Origin of the sequence: Desulfovibrio sp. (assembly GCF_009712225.1) — a bacterium.
In the GTDB taxonomy this organism is placed as follows: Bacteria; Desulfobacterota; Desulfovibrionia; order Desulfovibrionales; family Desulfovibrionaceae; genus Desulfovibrio.
In genome coordinates, this window is the sequence record NZ_WASP01000003.1 from 433,700 (window position 1) to 455,027 (window position 21,328).

Annotated in this window: 15 protein-coding genes; 7 read left to right on the forward strand and 8 right to left on the reverse strand. The window is 57.7% G+C overall.

The genetic code is table 11. The annotated features are described in order from the left end of the window. Positions 1 to 235 precede the first annotated feature (235 nt). Complete coding sequence (locus F8N36_RS03135; RefSeq protein ID WP_291331279.1) at positions 236 to 631, forward strand: squalene cyclase; 396 nt, start codon at positions 236 to 238, stop codon at positions 629 to 631. Positions 632 to 768: 137 nt separating this feature from the next. Next, positions 769 to 2,388, forward strand: coding sequence for an outer membrane homotrimeric porin (locus F8N36_RS03140; protein WP_291331280.1), 1,620 nt, complete (start codon positions 769 to 771; stop codon positions 2,386 to 2,388). 92 nt (positions 2,389 to 2,480) lie between these two features. Here the strand turns inward: F8N36_RS03140 and F8N36_RS03145 are convergent, their stop codons facing one another. The 7 genes from F8N36_RS03145 to F8N36_RS03175 all read right to left on the reverse strand — a co-directional run bounded on the left by F8N36_RS03145 (position 2,481) and on the right by F8N36_RS03175 (position 11,180). Beyond that, the gene (locus F8N36_RS03145) at positions 2,481 to 2,786 is read right to left on the reverse strand and encodes a rhodanese-like domain-containing protein (protein WP_291331281.1); all 306 of its coding nucleotides are present in this window, start codon (positions 2,784 to 2,786) and stop codon (positions 2,481 to 2,483) included. Between the two features lie 32 nt (positions 2,787 to 2,818). Further along, on the reverse strand, positions 2,819 to 4,108 hold the full coding sequence (chrA, locus tag F8N36_RS03150) for a chromate efflux transporter (RefSeq protein WP_291331282.1): 1,290 nt from the start codon (positions 4,106 to 4,108) through the stop codon (positions 2,819 to 2,821). A 107-nt stretch (positions 4,109 to 4,215) separates the two neighbouring features. Continuing rightward, positions 4,216 to 5,403: an MFS transporter gene (locus tag F8N36_RS03155; RefSeq protein ID WP_291331283.1), complete on the reverse strand. Its 1,188-nt coding sequence runs from the start codon at positions 5,401 to 5,403 to the stop codon at positions 4,216 to 4,218. A gap of 45 nt (positions 5,404 to 5,448) precedes the next feature. Beyond that, positions 5,449 to 6,000: a DUF2148 domain-containing protein gene (locus F8N36_RS03160; protein WP_291331284.1), complete on the reverse strand. Its 552-nt coding sequence runs from the start codon at positions 5,998 to 6,000 to the stop codon at positions 5,449 to 5,451. A 1-nt stretch (position 6,001) separates the two neighbouring features. Further along, positions 6,002 to 6,943: a chromate resistance protein ChrB domain-containing protein gene (locus F8N36_RS03165; protein WP_291331285.1), complete on the reverse strand. Its 942-nt coding sequence runs from the start codon at positions 6,941 to 6,943 to the stop codon at positions 6,002 to 6,004. A gap of 178 nt (positions 6,944 to 7,121) precedes the next feature. Then, positions 7,122 to 9,287 (reverse strand): bifunctional (p)ppGpp synthetase/guanosine-3',5'-bis(diphosphate) 3'-pyrophosphohydrolase, encoded by a 2,166-nt coding sequence (locus F8N36_RS03170; protein WP_291331286.1) that lies wholly within the window; start codon positions 9,285 to 9,287, stop codon positions 7,122 to 7,124. A 243-nt stretch (positions 9,288 to 9,530) separates the two neighbouring features. Beyond that, positions 9,531 to 11,180, reverse strand: coding sequence for a peptide-binding protein (locus F8N36_RS03175; protein WP_291331394.1), 1,650 nt, complete (start codon positions 11,178 to 11,180; stop codon positions 9,531 to 9,533). Positions 11,181 to 11,397: 217 nt separating this feature from the next. On the opposite strand from F8N36_RS03175, the gene F8N36_RS03180 reads away from it, so the two are divergent. Beyond that, positions 11,398 to 14,661, forward strand: coding sequence for a DEAD/DEAH box helicase (locus F8N36_RS03180; protein WP_291331287.1), 3,264 nt, complete (start codon positions 11,398 to 11,400; stop codon positions 14,659 to 14,661). A 148-nt stretch (positions 14,662 to 14,809) separates the two neighbouring features. On the opposite strand, the gene F8N36_RS03185 is transcribed toward F8N36_RS03180, so the two are convergent. After that, entirely contained in the window at positions 14,810 to 17,335 is a 2,526-nt protein-coding gene (locus tag F8N36_RS03185) for a tetratricopeptide repeat protein (protein WP_291331288.1), read from the reverse strand. A gap of 326 nt (positions 17,336 to 17,661) precedes the next feature. On the opposite strand from F8N36_RS03185, the gene F8N36_RS03190 reads away from it, so the two are divergent. The 4 genes from F8N36_RS03190 (at position 17,662) to F8N36_RS03205 (ending at position 21,149) form a co-directional block, all read left to right on the forward strand. Further along, positions 17,662 to 18,288, forward strand: a complete 627-nt coding sequence (locus F8N36_RS03190) for an MBL fold metallo-hydrolase (protein WP_291331289.1) — start codon at positions 17,662 to 17,664, stop codon at positions 18,286 to 18,288. Further along, positions 18,285 to 19,007: a flavodoxin family protein gene (locus F8N36_RS03195; RefSeq protein WP_291331290.1), complete on the forward strand. Its 723-nt coding sequence runs from the start codon at positions 18,285 to 18,287 to the stop codon at positions 19,005 to 19,007. The genes F8N36_RS03190 and F8N36_RS03195 overlap by 4 nt, the downstream gene beginning before the upstream one ends. Positions 19,008 to 19,062: 55 nt before the next feature. Continuing rightward, entirely contained in the window at positions 19,063 to 19,878 is an 816-nt protein-coding gene (locus F8N36_RS03200) for a ComF family protein (protein ID WP_291331291.1), read from the forward strand. Positions 19,879 to 20,042: 164 nt separating this feature from the next. Continuing rightward, positions 20,043 to 21,149, forward strand: a complete 1,107-nt coding sequence (locus F8N36_RS03205) for a DUF4198 domain-containing protein (RefSeq protein WP_291331292.1) — start codon at positions 20,043 to 20,045, stop codon at positions 21,147 to 21,149. The last annotated feature ends 179 nt before the right edge of the window (positions 21,150 to 21,328 follow it).

The window sequence follows — 21,328 nt, forward strand, 5'->3', positions numbered from 1 at the left end:
CCTCCCCCCCCCCCCCGCCGCGCCTTTTCTGCCGTCTTGCAAGCCAGGCTATCTACTATATTTTTCCTGTTTGAGAACAGATAGTTATTAAGATGTATAAATTAATACAAAAAAAATTTAATTTATTTCAGCGTGTTAAAAATTGAATTTGAAAAGTAATTTCATTTTTATTGACACAAATCTCTGCCTGTGCCAGTGTACCGCCATGCACATTCAGCCAAGCGGAGAAAAAAATATGGATCAACATCCTGTAGTTACCGATAACGCTGGACTTTCCCACCGATTCAGCCACGACAACCTGCACATATCCGTTTCATCCCGCTTCGACCCGCCTCAGGCCAACGCTCTCATTGAACTTCTTCAGTGCAATCAGGCAAGCTGCAAAAGAATTTTCATCGATGTACGGCACGTAGCCGATCCTCACCCCTCCGCTGTTGACGCCCTCAAAACATCTCTGCTGCTGGGCGGGCTCAGCACAGAGCGTATTGTTTTCAAGGGCAAGAGCGGCTTTGACATGGCCGTCACCGGCAACCGCGTGCTTATCGAACAAAAGAAAAAGCATGTGTGCAAGGGCAACTGCGCCAACTGCAAGTGCGGACACCACAAACATCACCACCACGCGGAAAACTGATCAACCGTTGTCACGGGGCCGCAGAAGCATCGGCAGGGTGCTTCTGCGGGCATGATCTGCCGCACGCATAAAAACGCGCGCAGTGGTCGGCTGTGGCCGCCACTGCCTGCGCACAACCCATTACGGAGGAGCAAGGAATGAGTGCAAAAGAAAGGAATGGTCTGAACCGCTTCAAAAAAATGTGCATGGTCACCCTGCTGGCAGCGGGCATGATCATGGGCGTGGCCGGGGGGGCCAGGGCTGTTGAATTCAAGGCCAAGGGCGAATGGCTCGTTGGCTTTGGCGTGGGTGACGGCAACCTCACCAAAAATACCAGAGACAACTCCGGCGCCAAGACCAAGACCAACAACGAAGATCAGTTTGGCGCTTCACAGCGTATTCGCCTGCAGCTTGATGCCGTGGCCTCCGAGGCCCTTTCCGGCACGGTGTTCTTTGAAATCGGCGATCAGCACTGGGGCAAGGCCGACGAGGGCGGCGCGCTTGGCGCGGATGGCCGCGTTGTGGAAGTGAAAAACGCCTACATCGACTGGCTGATTCCCCAGACCGAAGCCCGTCTGCGCATGGGCATTCAAACCACCACCCTGCCCAATGTGGCGGGCGGCTCTGCCGTGATGGATGCTGACGCCGCGGCCCTTACCGCCAACTACAAGTTCAACGACAACGTGGGCCTCACCTTTATGTGGGCACGCCCAGTCAACGACAACTTCAACGGCAGCTACATCGACCTGGCCAATAACAAGTCCAGCACGGAAAAAGCAAACTATCTCGACAACCTCGACCTGTTCATGCTTTCCATGCCCCTGCATTTTGACGGTGTGGATGTAACCCCCTGGGCCATGTACGGCATGCGCGGCAAAAACGCCCTGCGCGGCCTTGAGGCGGTGAACAATGCCGAGCCGTGGTCAACCAGCGACGGCAACCTTGGCCTCACCCTGCCCGGCCTTACCCCCGGCTTCAATTACGCCGGCAGCACGCCGCTTACGGCTTCGCCTACCAGCAAGCAGTACGGTTCGCTGTTCTGGGCGGGTTTGCCTGTCGCCCTCACCATGTTTGACCCGCTGAACATCGAATTTGACATCAACTATGGCTATTCCGAAGCCATGGGCCGCTTTGATGTGCTCAAGCGCGGCGAAGAAACCGTGCGCGGCAGCACTGGCCGTCAGGGCTGGCTGGCCAAGGCCCTTGTGGAATACAAGATGGACTGGGCCACCCCCGGCATCTTTGGCTGGTACGCCAGCGGCGACGACGGCAACGTAAAGAACGGCTCCGAACGCATGCCTTCCATTGCCGGTGCGGGCAACTTCACCTCATTCGTGGGCGACGGAAACCTTTCGTGGAGCCCGGTTGCCAATGCCTGCGACTGGAACATGAGCTATGCTGGCACGTGGGGCCTCGGCGCCCAGCTGAAAGACATGAGCTTTTTGGAAAATGTCACGCACACCTTCCGTTTGGCATACTGGGGCGGCACCAACTCGCCCTCCATGGTCAAATACATGAAGGAAGCCTCTTCGTGGCGTGAAGGCTACGGCGGCGACGGCCCCTACCTGACCACCAACGACGGTCTGCTGGAATTCAACCTCGTGAATACCTGGCAGGCATACGAAAACCTGAGCGTGAATCTTGAACTTGGCTACGTGGCCAACATGATCGACAAGGACACCTGGAAGAAGAACGGCTACAACAACGGCGCTGGCAACGGCAGCTTTGACAAGCAGGATGCCTGGAAAGCCCAGGTTGCCTTCCAGTACAGCTTCTAATCCAACATACCGTTAAACGCGCCGTTCCCCTTCCCGGCGCGTGCACTTCGCCGCTTCTGCCAGCCGGAAGCGGCGTTTTTTCATTGGTCCTGCTATTTACCGGCGGCATCCCAGGCAGCAAGGCCGCCTTCAAGGTAACTCACGTCAAATCCTTTGGCGGTCAACGCGGCATGCACCGACTTGCTCACCGAGCCCCCGCGCACACAATAGATGGCAACTGGTCTGTCTTTTGGCAGCTGCCCGGCCCACGCATCCACAGCTTCAGGATTATGCCACTCTGCCCCGGCAATGGTTCGCGGGTCTGCCTGATAGTCCACCTCGCGGCGCACATCGCATACCGTTGCGGATTTGCTGTCCAGCAGCGCCTGAAGTTCCTGCGGAGTAATTGTTTCACCCATATTGCCCCCTGCAGATCAAGATTGTTGGTTATTCAGACAAATTGCCACAACAGGCCAGCCAGCCCACTCAGGCTCACCAGAGCGTGCATGGAAAGCTTGAAGCGCACCAGAGCCACCAGCGAAACAAGCGCAATCACCACGGCAAAGGCGTCAAAACCTGTGGCGGGAAAAAACGTGTTCACCGCAAAAAACACACCAATCTTGAGTACCACGCCCACCACTGCGCCAGATATGCCCGTAAGCGCTGCGTTGAGCTTTTTGTTGGCGGTAATGGCCTCTATGTAGGGCGCACCGGCAAAAATGAACATGAAGCTGGGCAAAAAGGTGGTAAAAGTGGTGAGCAGACCGCCCACAATACCTGCTGTTAGCGGCGTGAGGTTGCCCGGCTGGTTCCAGGCGGTGATGAAGCCCACAAACTGCGTTACCATGATCAGCGGGCCGGGAGTTGTCTCTGCCAGGCCAAGGCCCAACAGCATTTCTTTTTCGGTCAGCCAGCCAAGGTTCACCGCATGCTCAATAATGTAGGCAAGCACCGCGTATGCCCCGCCAAAAGTCACAAAGGGGGCCTTGCTGAAAAAGATAGATATCTGGGAGAGAATGTCGCCCATGCCCCGCCAGGCAAATACCGGCACGATCACTGCCAGCCAGATCAGCACAAAAATGCCAACTACACGGAAAAGATGCGACAGCCGAGGCAGGTTGGTAAACGATTCCGGCCCTTCAACCATACATTCGTTTGTGCCCGGCTTTTTCTGACAAAAAATGTCTGGACGCAGCCTGCCAAGAATCACACCGGCCACACCGGCCAGCAAAACAATGGCGGGGAACGACACGCCAAAAAACTGCCCCAGCACAAACGAGCCGCCCGCAAACGCATACAGGGCCGGGTGCCTGAGCGATTTTTTTGAAAGCCGTATGAGCGCTTCAACGACAATGGCAACCACTGCGGCGGCAATGCCGTGAAAAATTCCGGCCACAAGAGGTACCTGCCCCTTGGCGGCGGCCAGCCACGAGAGAAAGAGCATCAGGAACACCGAGGGCAGCAAAAAGCATATCCCGGCAATGGTTCCGCCCCAGTATCCGTTGAGCCGCCAGCCTATGTACACAGCCAGCTGGTGCGCCTCTGGCCCCGGCAAAAGCATGCAGAAGTTGAGCGCCCGCAAAAAAACTTTTTCGCTGATCCAGGCCCTGCCGTCCACCAGATTTTTGTGCATCATGGCGATCTGCCCTGCCGGGCCGCCAAAATTGATGAACCCCAGCTTGAACCAGTACAGAAATGCGTCCCGCAATGAGACCTGAGGCGTGGGGTCGTTTTCGCTCATGAAATTTCCTTTGCCTGTCAGGCAGGTTCTACAGCAAACCCTCTGGCCGTCGCAAAATAGCGGCATCTGGAAACCTGAAAACACCTTACGTTCTGCGCAATGCCAGATCAATCCGGTTCTGGCACATTGCGTAAGAATACGGGGATTGCCAAAAAAACAAATACAGCCAGAAGGGGAAAACTCACCTGATACCCGGCCCAGCCAATGAGCAGGCCCGCGCAGATTGAACCTGATGCGTGTCCGACATCAAAGATTGTTCCAAACGCACCCATGGCCGAACCAAACCGCTGGTCACGGCACATATCTGCTACCAGAGCGGCAGAAGAAGATGTAACCAGAGCCTCACCCATGCCGAATACAAGACAGGCAGCCAGCAGGGGGAAAAAGTCATGCAGAAAGGGTATGGATGCAAGTGCCCCGCCGCACAGCAGCAAACCCACAACAATAAGCCCGCGCCTGCCGCGTGCGTCCGACATCCTGCCCAGCAGGGGTTTGCTGAGCATGGTTACAAATATCTGCACACCCCACAGCAGACCAGCCTGAAATTCCGACAAACCCACCGCCGTCACCGCATAGATGGGCAAAAAGGCCTCAAGAGCTCCCATGCCAAGGCGTTGCACCCCCTCAACAGCAGAAGCCGTAACCAGCCGCCGGTCAGAAAGCACCTGGCCAATTCCCTGGCGAAAGCGCTGCAGACCAGAGCCTGTCGCCCGCTCCGGTTCAGACGGTGCATCGTGCCCCAAGGTTTTAAGGCCCAGTAGCAGGGCTGCCATGCCAGAAACGGCACTGAGGGCAAAAACCATACGAAACTGCCACAGCACCGGCCCGCCGCCAGTACTCGCATCGAGCACCAAACCGCCAATGGGTGCGCCCAGCAAGGTTCCAATAATCCCCACCGACGAAAACCACGAAAGCAGCTCACCACGGCGCGAGCCAGCCACTTCGGCCACCACGGCCATGGCCACAGGGCCATAAATGGCGGTCGCAAGGCCGTGCAAAAAGCGCACAACAATAAGCGATTGGTATGAATCAATAAAAAAATAGGCAAGGGGTATGAGCCCAAACACTATCAGCCCCGCCAGCATGGTGCGCCTTCTGCCCACCACGTCTGAAAGTGCGCCAGCGGGAAGCTTGAACAATATGCCCGTAACAGTAGAAACCCCCACTGCCAGCCCCACTGCCTCAGGCGCGGCCCCCAAAAAAAGAGCAAAGAGCGGCAGCATGGGATTCTTGGTGAGGGCATACGAAAAGCGGGCAAGAAATGCCACCGTGCACAGATTGTTGAAATCCTTCATTACAGCCTCTCAGGGCGGCGCACTGGGCAGCCCCGTAAATGCTCACTAATGCTTGGGCGCAGATCGGTCAAAAAAAATGGATTTTCCGTAAAAGCCCACAGGGATGCCCATGACGACCTCTGCATCAATAAGGCCCAAGTGTTTTGCCGCTGCACCTACCCGCTGCTGTATACGGTTATCAAGATTAAGCAGACTGGCAGTTTTGGCCGCTGCAACCAGAGCCGCACCCACGTCCATCATGCGCAGGGCGCAGAAGGGGCCGGAGTAACCCATTTCTGTCTCATCCAGTTGCCTTTTGATCATAAATTCCGCACAGGTGGGGTAACCACATGCGCCGCAGTCATAGCCGCCGCAGGCACAGTTTTTCAGCCCCACGAGCAAGAGCGCCTGGCATTTTTCTATATTGTCGGCATCGCGCAGCCAAAAGGCCTCGTTGGTGCTTTTGGGCGCATGAGCCTTCATGGTCTGGGCGATCTTGTGCAGCTCCTCATCGTCATGAATAACGCCGATCTCCAGAAAATCCTTGCCGCCAGCCTTGGGGGCGGTTCGGGCAGAAGCGGCCATAAGCTGCGCAACATGGATTGCAGTATCTTTCATCTTACGCTCCTGTGGGTGAGGCTGGGGTGTACGAGGCAAGCAACGTGTCAAAAAACGCAAGGGCCAGCTCTGTGCGCAGATGGTCATCGTCATTGGCTGCAACCAGCCCGTCGAGCATGCGTTTGATGCCTGGGGTTTCAACCGGGGCGGCATCCAGTTCTTCAAGGTCAATAGCCTTTATGACCTTGCGCATTCTTTGAGGAATACGCGTAGTCAGGGCAAATGCCTCGGCAATAACCTCAAAAGTGATGAGCCCGCCCACATGCGTAAAATCGGCAGGCGACATATCAAAAGAAACAACGTCAGGTCCGCTGGGAACAGCATCCACATCTTGCAGAAACATGATGCTGGCCGCGGGATCTACGAACCTTTTGATCAGCCAGAATGATGCAAGCCTGTCTACATAGGGGTTGGCGCGGGTAACCCAGGTTCTTTGACGGTAGCACGCGACGTCTGCCCGCGGAACAACGGGATGCCCCCCCGCTGGCGCATGCAACGCCTCATCCAGCAATTTTTGCAGGCTTGCGCCCTTGCCACTGGGGAAAAAGTCGATGGTGCTTATGGCTTCCAGGCGCTTTTCAAGCTTGCGCAGCGAGGTCAGCCGCTCTGGTGAATCGAATTCTGCCACAACAGCGCGAATCTCTTCACCAAGGGCAAGATAGTCCTCGTCGCGCGCCCTGGTGAAAGTGGCAACCACTTGCGAATCGGCAATGTTCAGCAGACTGCCGTTGGCAATAACCAGCGATTCACCGCCCTGCTCGTCCGTCTCCTTGCCCATCCAGATGAGATGCTCCTGCATCTGCTGGTTGGCGGGCAGCACATAGATGGAATTTTTGATCTGCACAGCACCCAGGGCATTGAGTTTGCGCCATATTTTTACGCGAAACCCCTGAAGCCTGGACGGCACAGAGAATGAAAAGAAGAGCCATTTATTGTTATTCATATAACTTTTTTAGCTACAATCATAACATTGTCAACTGAAAAGTATGTTCGCATGCGCTTTCAAACTCTAAGCTTCCAGAATTTTGAAAAATAAAAGGCTGGTTACACCAAGGGTATAACCAGCCTTAAAAAGACAGAAACGGTTTGTCAGTCAGCGCTGCATGAGCGGCAATCGCGCCCTACAAGGCATCAGCCTCTGTATCGCGCACCACCTCAAAAATGGGCGGCAACACGCGTATGGCCTCGATAAGCTGATACAGCTGGGTGGCGTCGCGCACCTCCACGGTAATGCGCAGCTTGGCGCGGCCATCCACCTGATTGTCCATGTTGAGGCCAATAATGTTCACATTGTTGTGGGCCATCACTTCGGCAACCTTGGCCAGCACGCCCTGCTCGTTTTTGGCGATAATGAATATGCCAGCGGCGTAGGGCTTTTCTTCCATGCCGTCCCAGTGCACGGAAATAAGGCGCTCTGGCTCCATGTTTGCCACATTGGGACAGTCGGCGCGGTGCACGCTGATGCCAAGGCCACGGCTGATGTAGCCGATGATGGGATCACCCGGCACGGGATTGCAGCACTTGGCAAAGCGCATAAGCACGCCATCCACGCCAGATATGCCAACGCCCTCGCCCTTGCGCGAGGCGGCCTCCTTGCTTTCCTTTACCGTAGGCGCGGCCGGTTCGGCGGCGGTGGCGGCCTCTGGGTGCAGCACGGCATACAGCCGGTTGAGCACCTTGCGTGGTGTTGTGTGGGCATAGCCCACTGCGGCCACAAGGTCATCCACGCTGTCAAAATTCATTTCCTGGGCTACAATGGCCAGGTGTCCATCCTTGGTGGCCCTTGCCACGTTCAGGCTGACCTTGCGGCCTTCTTTTTCAAGCAGGTCGCGGCCAAGAGCCACAGCATGGGCGCGCTCTTCGGTGCGCAGGTAGTGCTGGATGCGGCTGCGCGCCTTGGCTGTCTTGACGATCTTGAGCCAGTCGCGGTTGGGATTGCGCGCCGGATCAGTAAGAATCTCGACAACATCACCGTTTTTCAGCTCTGTACCAAGAGGCATGAGACGGCCATTGATTTTTGCGCCGCTGCAGTGCTGGCCCACCTTGGTATGGATGATAAAGGCAAAGTCGAGGGGGGTTGCGCCTTCGGGCAGTTCCTTTACATCACCTGCGGGGGTGTAGACGTATACCTCGTCCTTGAACAGATCCATCTTGAGCGAATGCATGAATTCGCGTGAATCTGTCTCTTCACTCTGGCGCTCAAAAATTTCGCGCAGCCAGGCAAACTGCTCAAGGTCTTTGCTGTTGACACGGCCTTTTTCCTTGTACAGCCAGTGCGCGGCCACGCCGTGTTCGGCCTGCCGGTGCATGTCTTCGGTGCGTATCTGAATTTCAATACGCTCGCCTTCCGGCCCGATGACCGTTGTGTGCAAGCTCTGGTAGCCGTTGGTCTTGGGCATGGAAATATAGTCTTTGAAACGCCCGTGCACGGGCCGCCACTGCGAGTGCACAAGCCCCAGCACGGCGTAGCAGTCCTTGATATCCTTGACCAGCACGCGAAAAGCCATGATGTCGTGCATTTCATCCAGAGTCATGGACTGGGCCTGCATCTTTTTGTAGATGCTGTGCTTGTGCTTGATGCGCCCGTAAACCTGCCCCTCAATGCCGTTTGATTCCAGCAGATCCTGAATGAGCCCCACAACCTTGCTGATGATCTGCTTTTCAACCACCTGATGGTTGTCGAGCCAGTGGTCAATCTGGTTGTAGATGTCGGGGCGCATGTATTTGAAGCTCAGATCTTCCAGGTCACGTTTCATCACGTACAGACCCAGCCGGTTGGCCAGGGGCGCGTAGATGTCCATGGTTTCCTGGGCAATGCGCTTCTGCTTGTGGCTTTTCTGAAAATCAAGCGTGCGCATGTTGTGCAGGCGGTCGGCCAGCTTGACCATGAGAACCCGCATATCGTGGCTCATGGCCAGAATCATCTTGCGGATATTCTCTGCCTGGGCTTCTTCTTTATTTTCAAAGCTTATCTGGCTGATCTTGGTGACGCCGTCGACAATATCGGCCACTTCTTCGCCAAAATTCTCGTCCAGCTCTTCGATGGTGGCCTTGGTGTCTTCCACAGTGTCGTGCAGCAGACCGGCAGATATGGTGGGCTCGTCAAAGCCCATCTCGGCCAGAATACTGGCCACAGCCAGCGGGTGGGAAAGGTAAGGTTCGCCCGAGAGGCGGGTTTGACCCGCGTGGGCGGTGGCCGCAAACACATACGCCTTCTGGATCAGCTCCAGATCGGCGTTGGGGTTGCCTGCCGAAACCTTATCGAGAATTTCCTGAATACGAATCATGCGTAACGTCCACCCACAGCGTAAAATAATCTTTTCACCACTTCTGCAACTATGTTCCGACAAGAGCGGCCTTGTCAACGCTGCAAAGCGGCCAGTGGCACGAATACTGCCGCCCTGCGCCACACCGCAGCCGCCCGAAGGGAGCAGGGCATCCATCACGGCATGACGCGCACAGTCAGTTTGAGGGCCTTGCCCCGCAACGTGCGAAACAGGTTACTGATGACCAGAAATGGTCAGAAAAACTTAGGGTTGCATTTGAGATTTCTGCAATGCCTTGGGAATCCACCACTTTTCAAAATTATACATAATACCCGCCAAGGCAGGTTCTATGCCCTGAAAACGCCTCTGCACCACCGGCAGGGCGTAGGGCACAAACAAAAAGCAGTACGGCTGTTCGGCGTCAAAAATTTCCTGAATCCGATAATACAGCTCGGCCCTTTTTTTCTGGTCTGGCGTTGACTGCGCCTCTTCAAGCAGCTTGTCCACTTCTGGGTTGCGATAGTGCGTAAAATTCAGGCCGCCCTCAAAGGTCTGCGACGAATGCCACACGGAATAGAGATCCGGGTCCTGCGGAATTGTCCAGCCCAGCAGCACGGCGTCAAAGCGCCCCTTGTTGACAAATTCGCGGATAAAGGCCGCCCACTCCACCGTGCGGATGCGCACGTCGATGCCGATTGCCTTTAACTGCGACTGCATTACTGTGGCGGTAAGAATGCGCTGTTCGTTGCCCTGGTTGGTCAAAATGGTAAAGGCCAGAGGCAGGCCGTCGCGGTCAAGCATGCCGTCACCATTGTGGTCGGCAAAGCCCGCCTCTGCCAGCAGAGCGCGGGCCGCGGCAACATTTTGCGGCATGGGCTTGAGGCCCGGATGGTACGGCCACGAACCGGGCTTGAACGGCCCAAAGGCCGGAACCCCCTGCCCCAGCAGCACGCCGTTGATGATGCCCTCGCGGTCTATTGCCATGGAAATGGCACGCCGCACGCGCACATCCTTGAAGAACGGATGCTCAAGATTGAAACCAAGAAAAATATACACAGACGACAAGTACCGGAATTTGTGAAACCGGTTCTGCCATTCCTGGCCAGAGGTTTGCCGCAGGTATTGCAGGGGCGAAAGATCCATCACATCCAGCCTGCCTGCCCGCGTTTCCATAAACATGGTGGCATTGTCGGGTATGATTCTGTACACCACCTCGTTGATGTGGGGCTTGCCCGCAAAGTAGGTGGGTGAGGCCTCAAACACCATACGGCTACCCGCCTCCCACGACTTGAGACGGTACGGCCCGGCCCCCATGGGCTTGCGGGCAAAGGGCGTGGAGCGGATGTTCTGCCCCTCAAGAATATGCTTGGGCAGGATGGGGTTCATCCACGTTGAAACGGCCCGGGCAAAAAAATGTTCGTACTGCACCTCAAAGGTATAGCGGTCGATGACGCGCAGTTCCTTGATGCGCAAAAAATCTTCGGCATAGGGGCTGCCCGTGGCCGGGTCTGCCGCCAGCTTGCAGGTAAAGGCCACGTCTTCGGCTGTCAGCTCCTGCCCGTCCTCCCACAAAATACCCTTGCGCAGGGTAAAGCGCATGCGGCGGCCTTCGTCCTCCATGCTCCATGATTCTGCAGCCCAGGGCTCTGGCTGCAGATCCTTGTTGTAGCGCAGGGGCGATACGTACAAGAGCTCAGCCACTTCGTGCGAGGCCGAATCGGACGTGAGGTAGGGAATAAGGTTTGAAGCCTCGCCAATGGTGCCGAAAAATATGCTGCCGCCGTCGGCAGGCGGACCAGCCTGGGCTGTGTTTTTTTGCGGCGCATCCACAGCCGATTCTTCAGGCAGGTCGCCAGGAATGGCAGCGCAAAGGGCGGGCAGAGCCCAAAGGCTTAGACACGCACACAAGATAATGCCAAAAAAATTTACATTTTTTGCGCAAAAAACCCTGTCACGGCAGTATGATATTGAGTCCAACATATTGATTGCGCGCTCAAAATTTATTTTTTTCATAAAAGTCATGCTTCATATTGCTTTCGCCCCCCAACCTGTGCTATTTATCGCAAACGTCATAACATCTCTCCGTTTCTGGAATTTTCCAGAAATTTCAACGGAGTATTTTGGGGAACCCATGAGTCGATCTGAACAGAGCGTCGTTCGCGAAATGTGCCAAGCTTTTCTGCACGATAGCGTGCCGGAATATATTCGCGACGCCGCCTACTATATCCTGTCCGAAGGTGAGGTGCAAAAAATAAATATTCAGGAGGGCGAGACCTGGGACGTACAAGGCGTTATCCAGGGCGATGACCTGCAGGTCTACACGCCAAGCCTGAGCCTCACCATCACGGACCGCAGCACCCGCCATCAGTGCAACTGCTCTGACGCGTTCACTGGCATTTGCCGCCATGTGGCCGCTCTGGCATTACGCCTGGTGGAAGAACTGCGCAAGGAACAGGGTGACCCGGAAGAAACACCGCCCCCCAGCACTGACTGGAAACAGAGCTTTCGCAACTTTTTTTCCACAGACATGGAGCCCGAACCGGGTCGCCACTATCTCATATTTCGCTTTGAACCGGAACAGGGCCGCCTGCTGGTTTCCTTTTTTCGTGGCAGGCAGAACAAATCGGGCCTTTCAAGTGTTCACAACGAGGTAACGCTCGAGCAGATCATCCAGAACCCCGACTGGTGCGAATTTTCGCCCCAGTTGCCGCACGTTGCCCGCCAGATAGGCCAGCACCTTGATTATTACGGCCACCGCGTTGAAATTCCTCAGGGTCTGACCTCGTGGTTTTTCTGGTCTGTGCGCAAGGAATATTATCTGCTGTGGAAGGATACGGACAAACCCTGCCGTATTGAAAGCACACCCTTTGCCCTCAAGCTCAAGCCCATTCTCGATGATGCGGGCTTTCGCTTTGAGGTGCTGCTCAAGCGCGAGGGTCGGCCCCCCCTGCCCATTCGCGCCGGCCGCAGCAATCCCAGCGACCGCAACCAGCCCGAAAGCACCTCGCCAGAAGACGCGCCCATCACCTTTCATGGGCAAATGCCCCTGTGGGTGTGCTATCAGCACAACTTCTACCCGGTGCAGACGGGCCTTTACCCCTCGCTGGTGCGCAACCTCATTTACGAACGCCCGGTTGTGCCACACGAAGAAATTTCCGAATTCCTCGACCGCGTGTGGACCCGTCTGCCCGCCTCAGAGCTCTACGAACCTCAGCAGTTCCTCAAGCTCATGGAGCCGGTCTTCCAGCCTGCCACCTACAATCCCAAGCTCTTTCTTGATGAAGAAGGCAGCCTGCTGACGCTGGAAATCGACAACATCTACGAAACCCGCCACGGCGAATTTACGCTCAACGGGCCCAACCCCGACTTCCAGACAGGCAGTTATTCGTACGACGGGCAGACCTATCTGGTGCGCCGCCATCAGGACGAAGAAGCCCTGCTGATGAACGAACTGAGCGGTATGGATTTTCAGGCCCGTTCAAGCAAGCTGTGGTTCCTTGAACCGGAAGAAGCCATTGCCTTCCTGCTCGATTCATACCCCAAGCTGATCGAAACCTACCGCGTCTACGGCGAAAAAGCCCTCTCGCGCTACAAGGTGCGCACGGCTTCTTCCAACATCACGGCGCAGGTTGTGAGCAACGAAAAGGAAAAGTGGTTTTCGCTCGACATCAACGTGGAGTACGAAGGCCAAAGCCTGCCCCTGGAAAAAATATGGAAGGCATGGACACGCGGCAAGCGCTATGTGCAGCTGAAAGACGGCTCGTACACCAGCCTGCCCGAAGAATGGCTGGAAAAGCTCTCTCACAAGCTCACGGCCCTTGGGCTCGACCCCTCCAAGCCCCCGCAGCAAAAGTTCAAGCAGTTTGAAGCCCCGGTGCTCGACAGTCTGCTTGAAGACCTGCCCGGCGCGGCCACAGACTCGTTCTGGAACAACCTGCGCGAAAAAATCCGCTCGTTCCGCGAGGTGCGGCCCATTGCACCGCCCAAGGCGCTCAATGCCAACCTGCGTAGCTATCAGGTTCAGGGCCTTTCGTACCTCAACTTCCTTTCGGAATACGGGTTTGGCGGTATTCTAGCCGACGAAATGGGCCTTGGCAAAACCGTGCAGACCCTGGCCTTTATCCAGCACATGATAGATGTGCACCACGAAGGGCCCAACCTTATCGTGGTGCCCACCTCGGTGCTGCCCAACTGGGAACGCGAAGCAGAAAAGTTTGTGCCCGGCCTCAAGCGCCTGACCATTTACGGCACACGCCGTGAGGGAATGTTCAAACACATTTCAAGCTCAGACCTCATCATTACCACCTACGCACTTTTGCGGCGCGACCTGGAGGAAATGGAGAAGTATGAGTTCAACACCGTTATTCTTGACGAAGCCCAGAACATCAAGAATCCCAACACCATCACAGCCCGCGCCGTGCGCCGTATCAATGCCCGCATGCGCCTGTGCCTTTCGGGCACGCCCATCGAAAACAACCTTTTCGAGCTGTGGTCTCTGTTCGAGTTTCTCATGCCGGGCTTTCTGGGTTCGCAGCACGCCTTCCAGCGTGGCATTGTCAAACCAATCAAGGACGGCGACGCCGAAACCCTCGACTACCTGCGCACGCGCGTGCGCCCCTTTATTCTGCGACGTACCAAGGCAGAGGTTGCCAAAGACCTGCCGCCCAAGGTGGAGAGCGTTACCTGCTGCGCGCTGGAAGACGCGCAGGCCGAGCTGTATTCGGCCCTGGCCCGCAAGCTGCGTGCCCAGGTTCTGGCCGATGTGGACGAAAAAGGCCTTGCAAAAAGCCAGATGTCCATTCTCGACGCCCTGCTCAAGCTGCGCCAGATCTGCTGCCACCCGCGCCTGCTCAAGCTCGACATGCCCGGCTTCTCCAACAACCTGCCTTCGGGCAAGTTTGACGCATTCAAAGACATGGTTATGGAAATTGTGGAAGGCGGCCACAAGGTGCTGGTATTCTCGCAGTTTGTGCAGATGCTGCAGATCATCAAGCAGTGGCTTGAATTTTCGCAGGTACCCTTCTGCTACCTCGACGGCGCAAGCAAAGACCGCTTCGAGCAGGTGGACAGGTTCAACAATACCCCGGAAATTCCCATCTTCCTTATCTCGCTCAAGGCTGGCGGCACGGGCCTCAACCTGACCTCGGCAGACTACGTCATCCACTACGACCCGTGGTGGAACCCCGCCGTGGAAAGTCAGGCCACTGACCGTACCCACCGTATCGGTCAGACGCGACAGGTCTTTTCGTACAAGCTCATCTGCCAGAATACGGTGGAAGAAAAGATACTCAAGCTGCAGGAAGCCAAGCGTGGCGTGGCCGAGGCGATTATTCCCGGTCAGGACACCTGGAAGTCGCTTACGCGCGAAGATCTGGAAATGCTCTTCGAAGTGTAGCACGCAGCGCTGCCATACTATACCAACAGCAGGGCCCTCTGGCGACAGGGGGCCCTGCTTGCGTCTGGGACACGCGATGATGGGGCGTAAAAAAACCGCCCACGAGGGGCGGTTTGAAAACAGACAAAACAGCAATGAACTTTCGGCGCTATGAAAGTACTGCCTTGGCCTCGGCCACACGGGCTTCTTCCTCCCGCCCAAGCTTGCGCAGGGCGCGGGCAAGTGCCTGCCATGCCTCTGGCCTGTCATGCAGACCGGCGCTCTTGCGGGCCAGTAGTTCTGCCATGGCGGGGTCTTCGTTGCTGTCCAGATAGATATTGGCCAGCATGAGCATGGATGCAGCATCCTGTGGATTGCGCACAAGGGCCTCGTGCAGCAGTTCGCGGGCCTCGCTGCCCTTGCGCTGACGCACCGCAACCCGGGCCAGATGCCTGCGGGCGAGGCTGGGCGCGCCGGGGCGCGCGTCCTCAAGGGCGGCGGCCTTTTCATAAAAACGCTTGGCCTCGGCTCTTCTGCCGCCCAATTCACACAGCTGCCCCAGCCGGATGTGGGCAAACTGGTGTTCGGGCGAAATTTTTACGCACTGGCGGTAGTACTGCGCTGCAGCCCGCTTTTCACCCAGCCCCTGACAGACGGTTCCAAGATTGTAATAAATCTGCTCGGCCAGAGCGGTATCCGGCCCGTGACGCAGTGCTTCCATGAAGTGCCGCCGCGCCTCGTGCTGCCGCCCCAGCGCCGCCATGCACACCCCCAGAGAATTCCAGGCCATGGCATTGGCCTCGTCGGCCAGCAGGGCGAGCTTGTATTCCTCCACCGCGCCAAAAACATCGCCGAGACTGTAACGCCGGTCAGCGCTGATGTTGAACGCCAGCGAATTGCACACCCCAACCTTGGGATCAGGCAGGAGCAGGGCATATTCCAGCGCCTTGAGAGCGCATTCGGGCATTTCTGCACGGCTGTACTGAAGGAGGGGATAGCCCGCGAGCCCGGCGGCAGCCAGAATACCCCGGCTGTTCAGCTCGTTGCACACATCCTGGTACAGGGAAACAAGAGTCTGGGCGTCCACGTCGGGATGAAAAAATACCAGACTGTTGCTGCCGTAACGGCCTGCCAGGGGCTGTGGGTGCCCTGTCGCCGAGCCTTCGGGCTGGCCGGCCTGCATCTTTTCCAGCGCCTTATCCTGGGCCGCACGCCAGATGCCCAGTGCGGTTTCCACAAGCCCCTGCAGGCTGGTGACATCGTGGGCAGCATCCAACGGGGCTGCCGCTGCCTGCTGGCCCTCTGTGTTGCCCGGTTCAAGACGCAGCAAACACAGGGCGAAGCGGCTGCGCCGTTCTGCCTCAATGCCAAAGCGGTTCAAAAAGTCGCCGTGGCCACACAGGCCTCCCACGCATTCAGGCTGCGGTTGTGCCTTGCCTGTGGCGGCACCGTCTGCCCGCGCTCTTCCGCCTGTTGCCACGGGCATGCGCCCGCCAGAAAATTCCTGTTCGTCAAGGTCGGGGCTCAGCACCGGGGTTTCACCAAGCAGGGTAAGCCTGTCGCCCACTTCGGGCTGGCAGGTCACATCCTCAAGGTGCAGGGCCTCGGCCACAGAATCCGTATCGCGCGTGTGCAGCAGAACCAGCTCGCCCTTGTAGCGCGCCGCGCCGCTCTCGGTTCTGCCCCACAGGGCAAAACGCATGCCTTCGCGGGCCTTGGCCTGACGCCCGATACTCAGGCGCAAACGCCCCAACGGCAGGATTTCAAGCACCATACCACCCTCTTGCAGAATGCGCGCAAAGGGCATGATGCGGCTTTCCACGGCATCGGCGCCTTCTGCCTCCTGCCCCGCCACATTGGCGGCCATGCGTGCGCGGTCCATGCACATGCGCGCCTGATCGTACATGGCAAGGTGCAGCTCCGTGCCGCGCATATCCTGAGGGTACAGCGCGTGCCCGGCACACAGCCGGGGGTGTACCACCTTGGTCATCACGGGATAAGGCATGCGCACCGCTTCCATACGCGTAAGGGCGGCCCGGGCCAGCTTGTGGCACGCGCCGCGACCACTGGCTGGGAAAAGCAGAGCTATCTCCCACCGGCCAACGCGGGCGGCCAGCACGTCCGAGGGCAGAGCCTCGCGGCAGGCGTCGGCCAGAGCCTTGAAATACGCTTCGGCAAAGGCGTGACCGCCACGCCGTACGATGGAATCGCCGTTGCCAAGCCGCAACAGCACAAGCCCCATGCACAGCCAGTGCAGGGGGGCGGGGCCGCTTTCTTCCGCGTTGGGCTCTTCAAGATAGGCACGCAGTCGCTCGGCGGCGTTTTCCATATGGGCAAAAAGGGCCTGCTCGGTAGCAATGCCTGTCACCGAATCAGTGCGCATTGCCTTGGCCCTGGCGAGATTTTCCAGCCCCAGATCAACAATGGCGGGCAAAAATGGCAGCAGGGGGCGCGCTTCACGCGCCTTTACACCGTGCAGCATAAATACGCCCAGGAGGCGGTTTTCCCGCCGCAGCGGCAGCAGCAGTCTGCGCTCGCGCGTCAGAAGCTGCGGCTCTTCGGGCGCGCGGCTGGTGGGAAAATACAGGGCATGCCCTGAAAAAGACAAAAATGAAGACAGTTGCTCACACAACAGGCCTTCCATTTCCATGAGGTCTTCACGCGCAAGGTCGAGCGGCGGACGGTTTTTTTGCATCTTTAAATTGTAGTGTGGCACGCTCCGCTTGTCTAGAAAATTTCAAGACTGTGCGCGGGGCTTTTGCGCCCAGCGCGGGCCAGCCAAAAGCGCCTGCCATGAGAGCCCGCAATGACTGCACGCACCGGGCGCACCCCACCCGGCTTGATTTTGCCATCCTGTCCGGCTATCGCTCTTCAGGAAGGCAAAAAACTTTGCCACAAGGCCGTTACAGCCCTGGCACACTCTTGCCTGTAAAAAATATCCACGATAGACTATCCAAAGTCGAAATTAGTGCGTGTCATCACACAATACGCGCACCATATCGACAAACCAAAGGAATTTTTATGCCTGTTGCCACTTTTCCTCTCGGCCCCCTGCAAACCAACAGCTACCTTATCCACAGCGGCACGCAGGCCGTAGCCGTGGATGTGGGCGGCGATCCGGAACCCATGCTGGAATATCTGACCACGCACGGGCTCAAGCTGGCGGCCATATGCATTACCCACCGCCACTTTGACCACGTGTACGGCGTGGCGGAACTTCAGAAAGCAACAGGGGCACCCGTGTACATCAGCGCTGACGACGACTGCCTCGAAGGCACAGAATCAGCCCAGGGCGGCCTGTGGGGTTTCCCCTCGGTTACCCCTTACACAGCGCAGCCCATTGCAACGGGCAAAACCACCTTTGGCGGCATGGACTGCGAGGTTCTGGTCACTCCCGGGCACACACCGGGGGGTGTTTCGCTGTTTTTCCCTGCTGAAAACCTGGTCTTTACGGGCGACGCGCTGTTCTACCGCTCCATTGGCCGCACGGACTTTCCCGGCGGCGACCACGAGGGCCTGCTGCGCTCGGTTTCGCAGGTGCTCTTTGCCCTGCCCGAAGACACGGTCGTGTATCCCGGCCACGGGCCATCGACCACCATCGGCGACGAGAAAAAAAGTAACCCTTTCTGCGGTGAATTTACTCTATGAGCAAAATCCTTGTGCTTCAGTGCAGCCCGCACGCGGGCGGCGTGTCCGACTCTGTGGCCGACCTTTTTGCCAAAGGCATGTCCGAAGCGGGTGCAGACCTGCGCACTGTAGCATTGCGTGATTATGCAATTTCGCCTTGTACGGGTTGCGGGGCCTGTTTCAGACCGCCGCACAACTGCGTTCTGGCCGGGCGACCCCTTCCCGGCCAGAACGAAAGTTGCACCTTGCGGGACCAGACAGAGGAAGTTTTTCAGCTCATTGCAGAAGCCCAGCTGATCATGATTTCTTCCCCCATCTATTTTTACTTTCTGCCTGCGCACTTCAAGGCACTTATCGACAGAACCCAGCGCTTCTGGGCCCAAAAGGGCGGCGAGGAACGCATGCCCCTACCGCTCTCGCGCACCAAGCCCGTGCTTGTGGCCATGACCGCAGGCAGGCGGCGCGGCAACCTGCTTTTTTCGGGTTCGCTGCTTTCACTCAAGTATTTTCTGGCGCCGCTTGGTGCGGGTATTCGCGAAACTCGCCTGCTGCGCGGCCTTGAATCGCTCAAGGACCTGCACGAACGCCCCGCCGTCATGGCAGCCCTGCACGCCTGGGGGCATGACTGGGGTCACAGGCTTGCCACGGAAAATGGAATTGGAAGCTCGCAGGAATCCCCCATTTACGAGCTGCCCACGAGCGTTTCCCCGCTGCAGAATCCTGACAGCGCAAAGTCCTGACAGCACGGGATTGGCCGGGCTTGCACAGGCCGCATGACCGCCGTACAACCTTCGCATGGCAGGGCTCCTATCCACCATCATATTCAGCCTGACCAGCCTGCAAAGCAGGCTGGGGCTGGCCCAGAATCGTTGCGTGCACTGTCTGCGCCCGTTTTCTCCTGCATCCGGCACGAACTCTCCCGCACATTTTTTGGCAGGTACCATCGCGCGACCTTCTGCACATTGTGCTGCCGACGCTCTGCTCTGCCCCGCCTGCTCCGCCCTGCTTGCGCCCTATACAGGGCCGCGCTGCCCCCGCTGCGGGCTGCCACCGACAAACCCTCACGAGGGCAGCACCGTGTGCGGCGCGTGCCTGCAAAATCCCCCGCCATGGAGCTCCGTGGCTTTTCACGGTCTTTATCAGGATTCCCTGCGCCACACCCTGCTGCGCCTCAAGTTTGACGGCCACCTGTACCTGGCACCGCTGCTGGGGGGCTTCATGCTTGATTCCGTTGGCTGCCTGCCCTGGCCAGACCTGATAACCGCCGTTCCCCAGCATCCCGGCCATTTGCGGCACAGGGGCTACAATCAGGCGCACGAACTGGCAAAAGTCCTGCACAGAAATCTGGACGTGCCGCTGGCAACACAACTGCTCACGCGCCCCGTTCCCGGCAAGGAACAGGCTCGGCTGGGCGCTAAAGCGCGGCGCAGCAACGTGCAGCACAGCTTTAGCGCTTCACCTGCAGCCAGCGGCCTGCGCGTGTGGCTGGTGGACGATGTGATGACCACAGGCAGCACCATGGCCGCCGCCACCAGGGCACTACTGGCGGCGGGCGTCACGCGGGTGGATGCGGTTTTTGCTGCCAGAACACCCCGCAATACCCCAAATTAACCGGAAAAACGCAATTTTAGCGGCCATGTTGCGCAAGCACCACATGACAAGCACATACTCTTGAGCTATACACAGGACACATACAACAGCGCCTGCACGTTTTTTACGCGAAACAGGATATGCCAGCCCGCTCACGCGGGATGCGGGCGCAGCCAGGAGTTTTCATGCCCAGCGCACACCGAGCTTGTCATCTGGGGTTTTTTGAGCACAAAAATGCAGCTGTAGCCGCGCTATGGACATTTTTATCCTGCCTGATTTTTGCCGCCAGTGCACAGGCACAGGTTACCCTGCTCGTGCCGAGCCAACCCAGCGTTGAAGCTCCCGCCCCTCGCCCCAAGGCGGAAGCGCCTGCCAAGCGCGAGGAAAAAAAGGACGAAAAACGCCCGCAGGATGCCAAGGCCCCTGCCGCCAAGGCAGACCAGCCAGTTGATGCCGCCGCAAAGCAGCCGGAGCAACCCGCAGCGGAGCACAAACCCGCAGCCAATGGCGATGCCGCCCCGGCTGAAACGCCCACCAAGGCCGATCAGCCCGAAGCTGCGGCTCAGGCCCATGCCGAGCCGCAGATCGATGAAGAACTCGACGTTCTCATAACCATGATGCGCCCCTTCCAGTATGAAGGGCTGGTCATGGACATGCCCCAGATGTTCGCGGTGCTGCGCTACGACAGCGCAACCCCGGTCAAGGACGGTGTGGCCCAGCCCGAAAGGCGCGACCTCCTGGGTGATCTGGAAGAAATCCGGTATCTTAACCAGAAAGCCTGGGGGGCCAACGTGGCCCTCACCAAGCCGGGCCTCTACCAGTTTATCATCGAGGGCCGCCCTTGGTGGGATGCCGCCCACGGTCGCTATCTGCAGCACTATGTAAAGACCACCTTGCCGGTTTATGGGGTAGAACGTGGCTGGAGCCTGCCCGTGGGGCAGCGCTTTGAAATTGTGCCGCTTTCCCGTCCCTTTGGCCTTACCGCACCCGCCATCTTTTCGGGCACAGTGCTTATGGACGGCAAGCCGCTGGCTTCCGCCTCTGTACGTATGGCCCGCATAAATACGGAAAAACGCACCGTGCCCACCTCGTGGCACGAGGATATTGCCGCGCGCACCAACAACAAGGGCGAGTTTTCCTTTGTGCTCAACCAGCCCGGCTGGTGGTGCTGTATGGCAAGTATCCCCGGCGACCCGCTCAAAGGTCCCGATGGGCAGCCCAAACCCCTGCAAATGGGTGCGCTGTTCTGGCTGTATGTGGACAGTCTTTCCAGTGAGCCACGCAAGCGCTAGCTACAAAAAAAGTTGATTGAATTTCCCCGGCCATGAAAAAACGTGGCCGGGGATTTTTGTTTTTTGGGTCTGCCCGGCAGGGGCTGATTATTTTTACTGCCCTGCGGGCATGGGGTTTCGCCCTCCGGCGAAGTTTGGGACGCCTGTGCGGTGCGCGGCAAGGCGGGGCCGGTTATGGG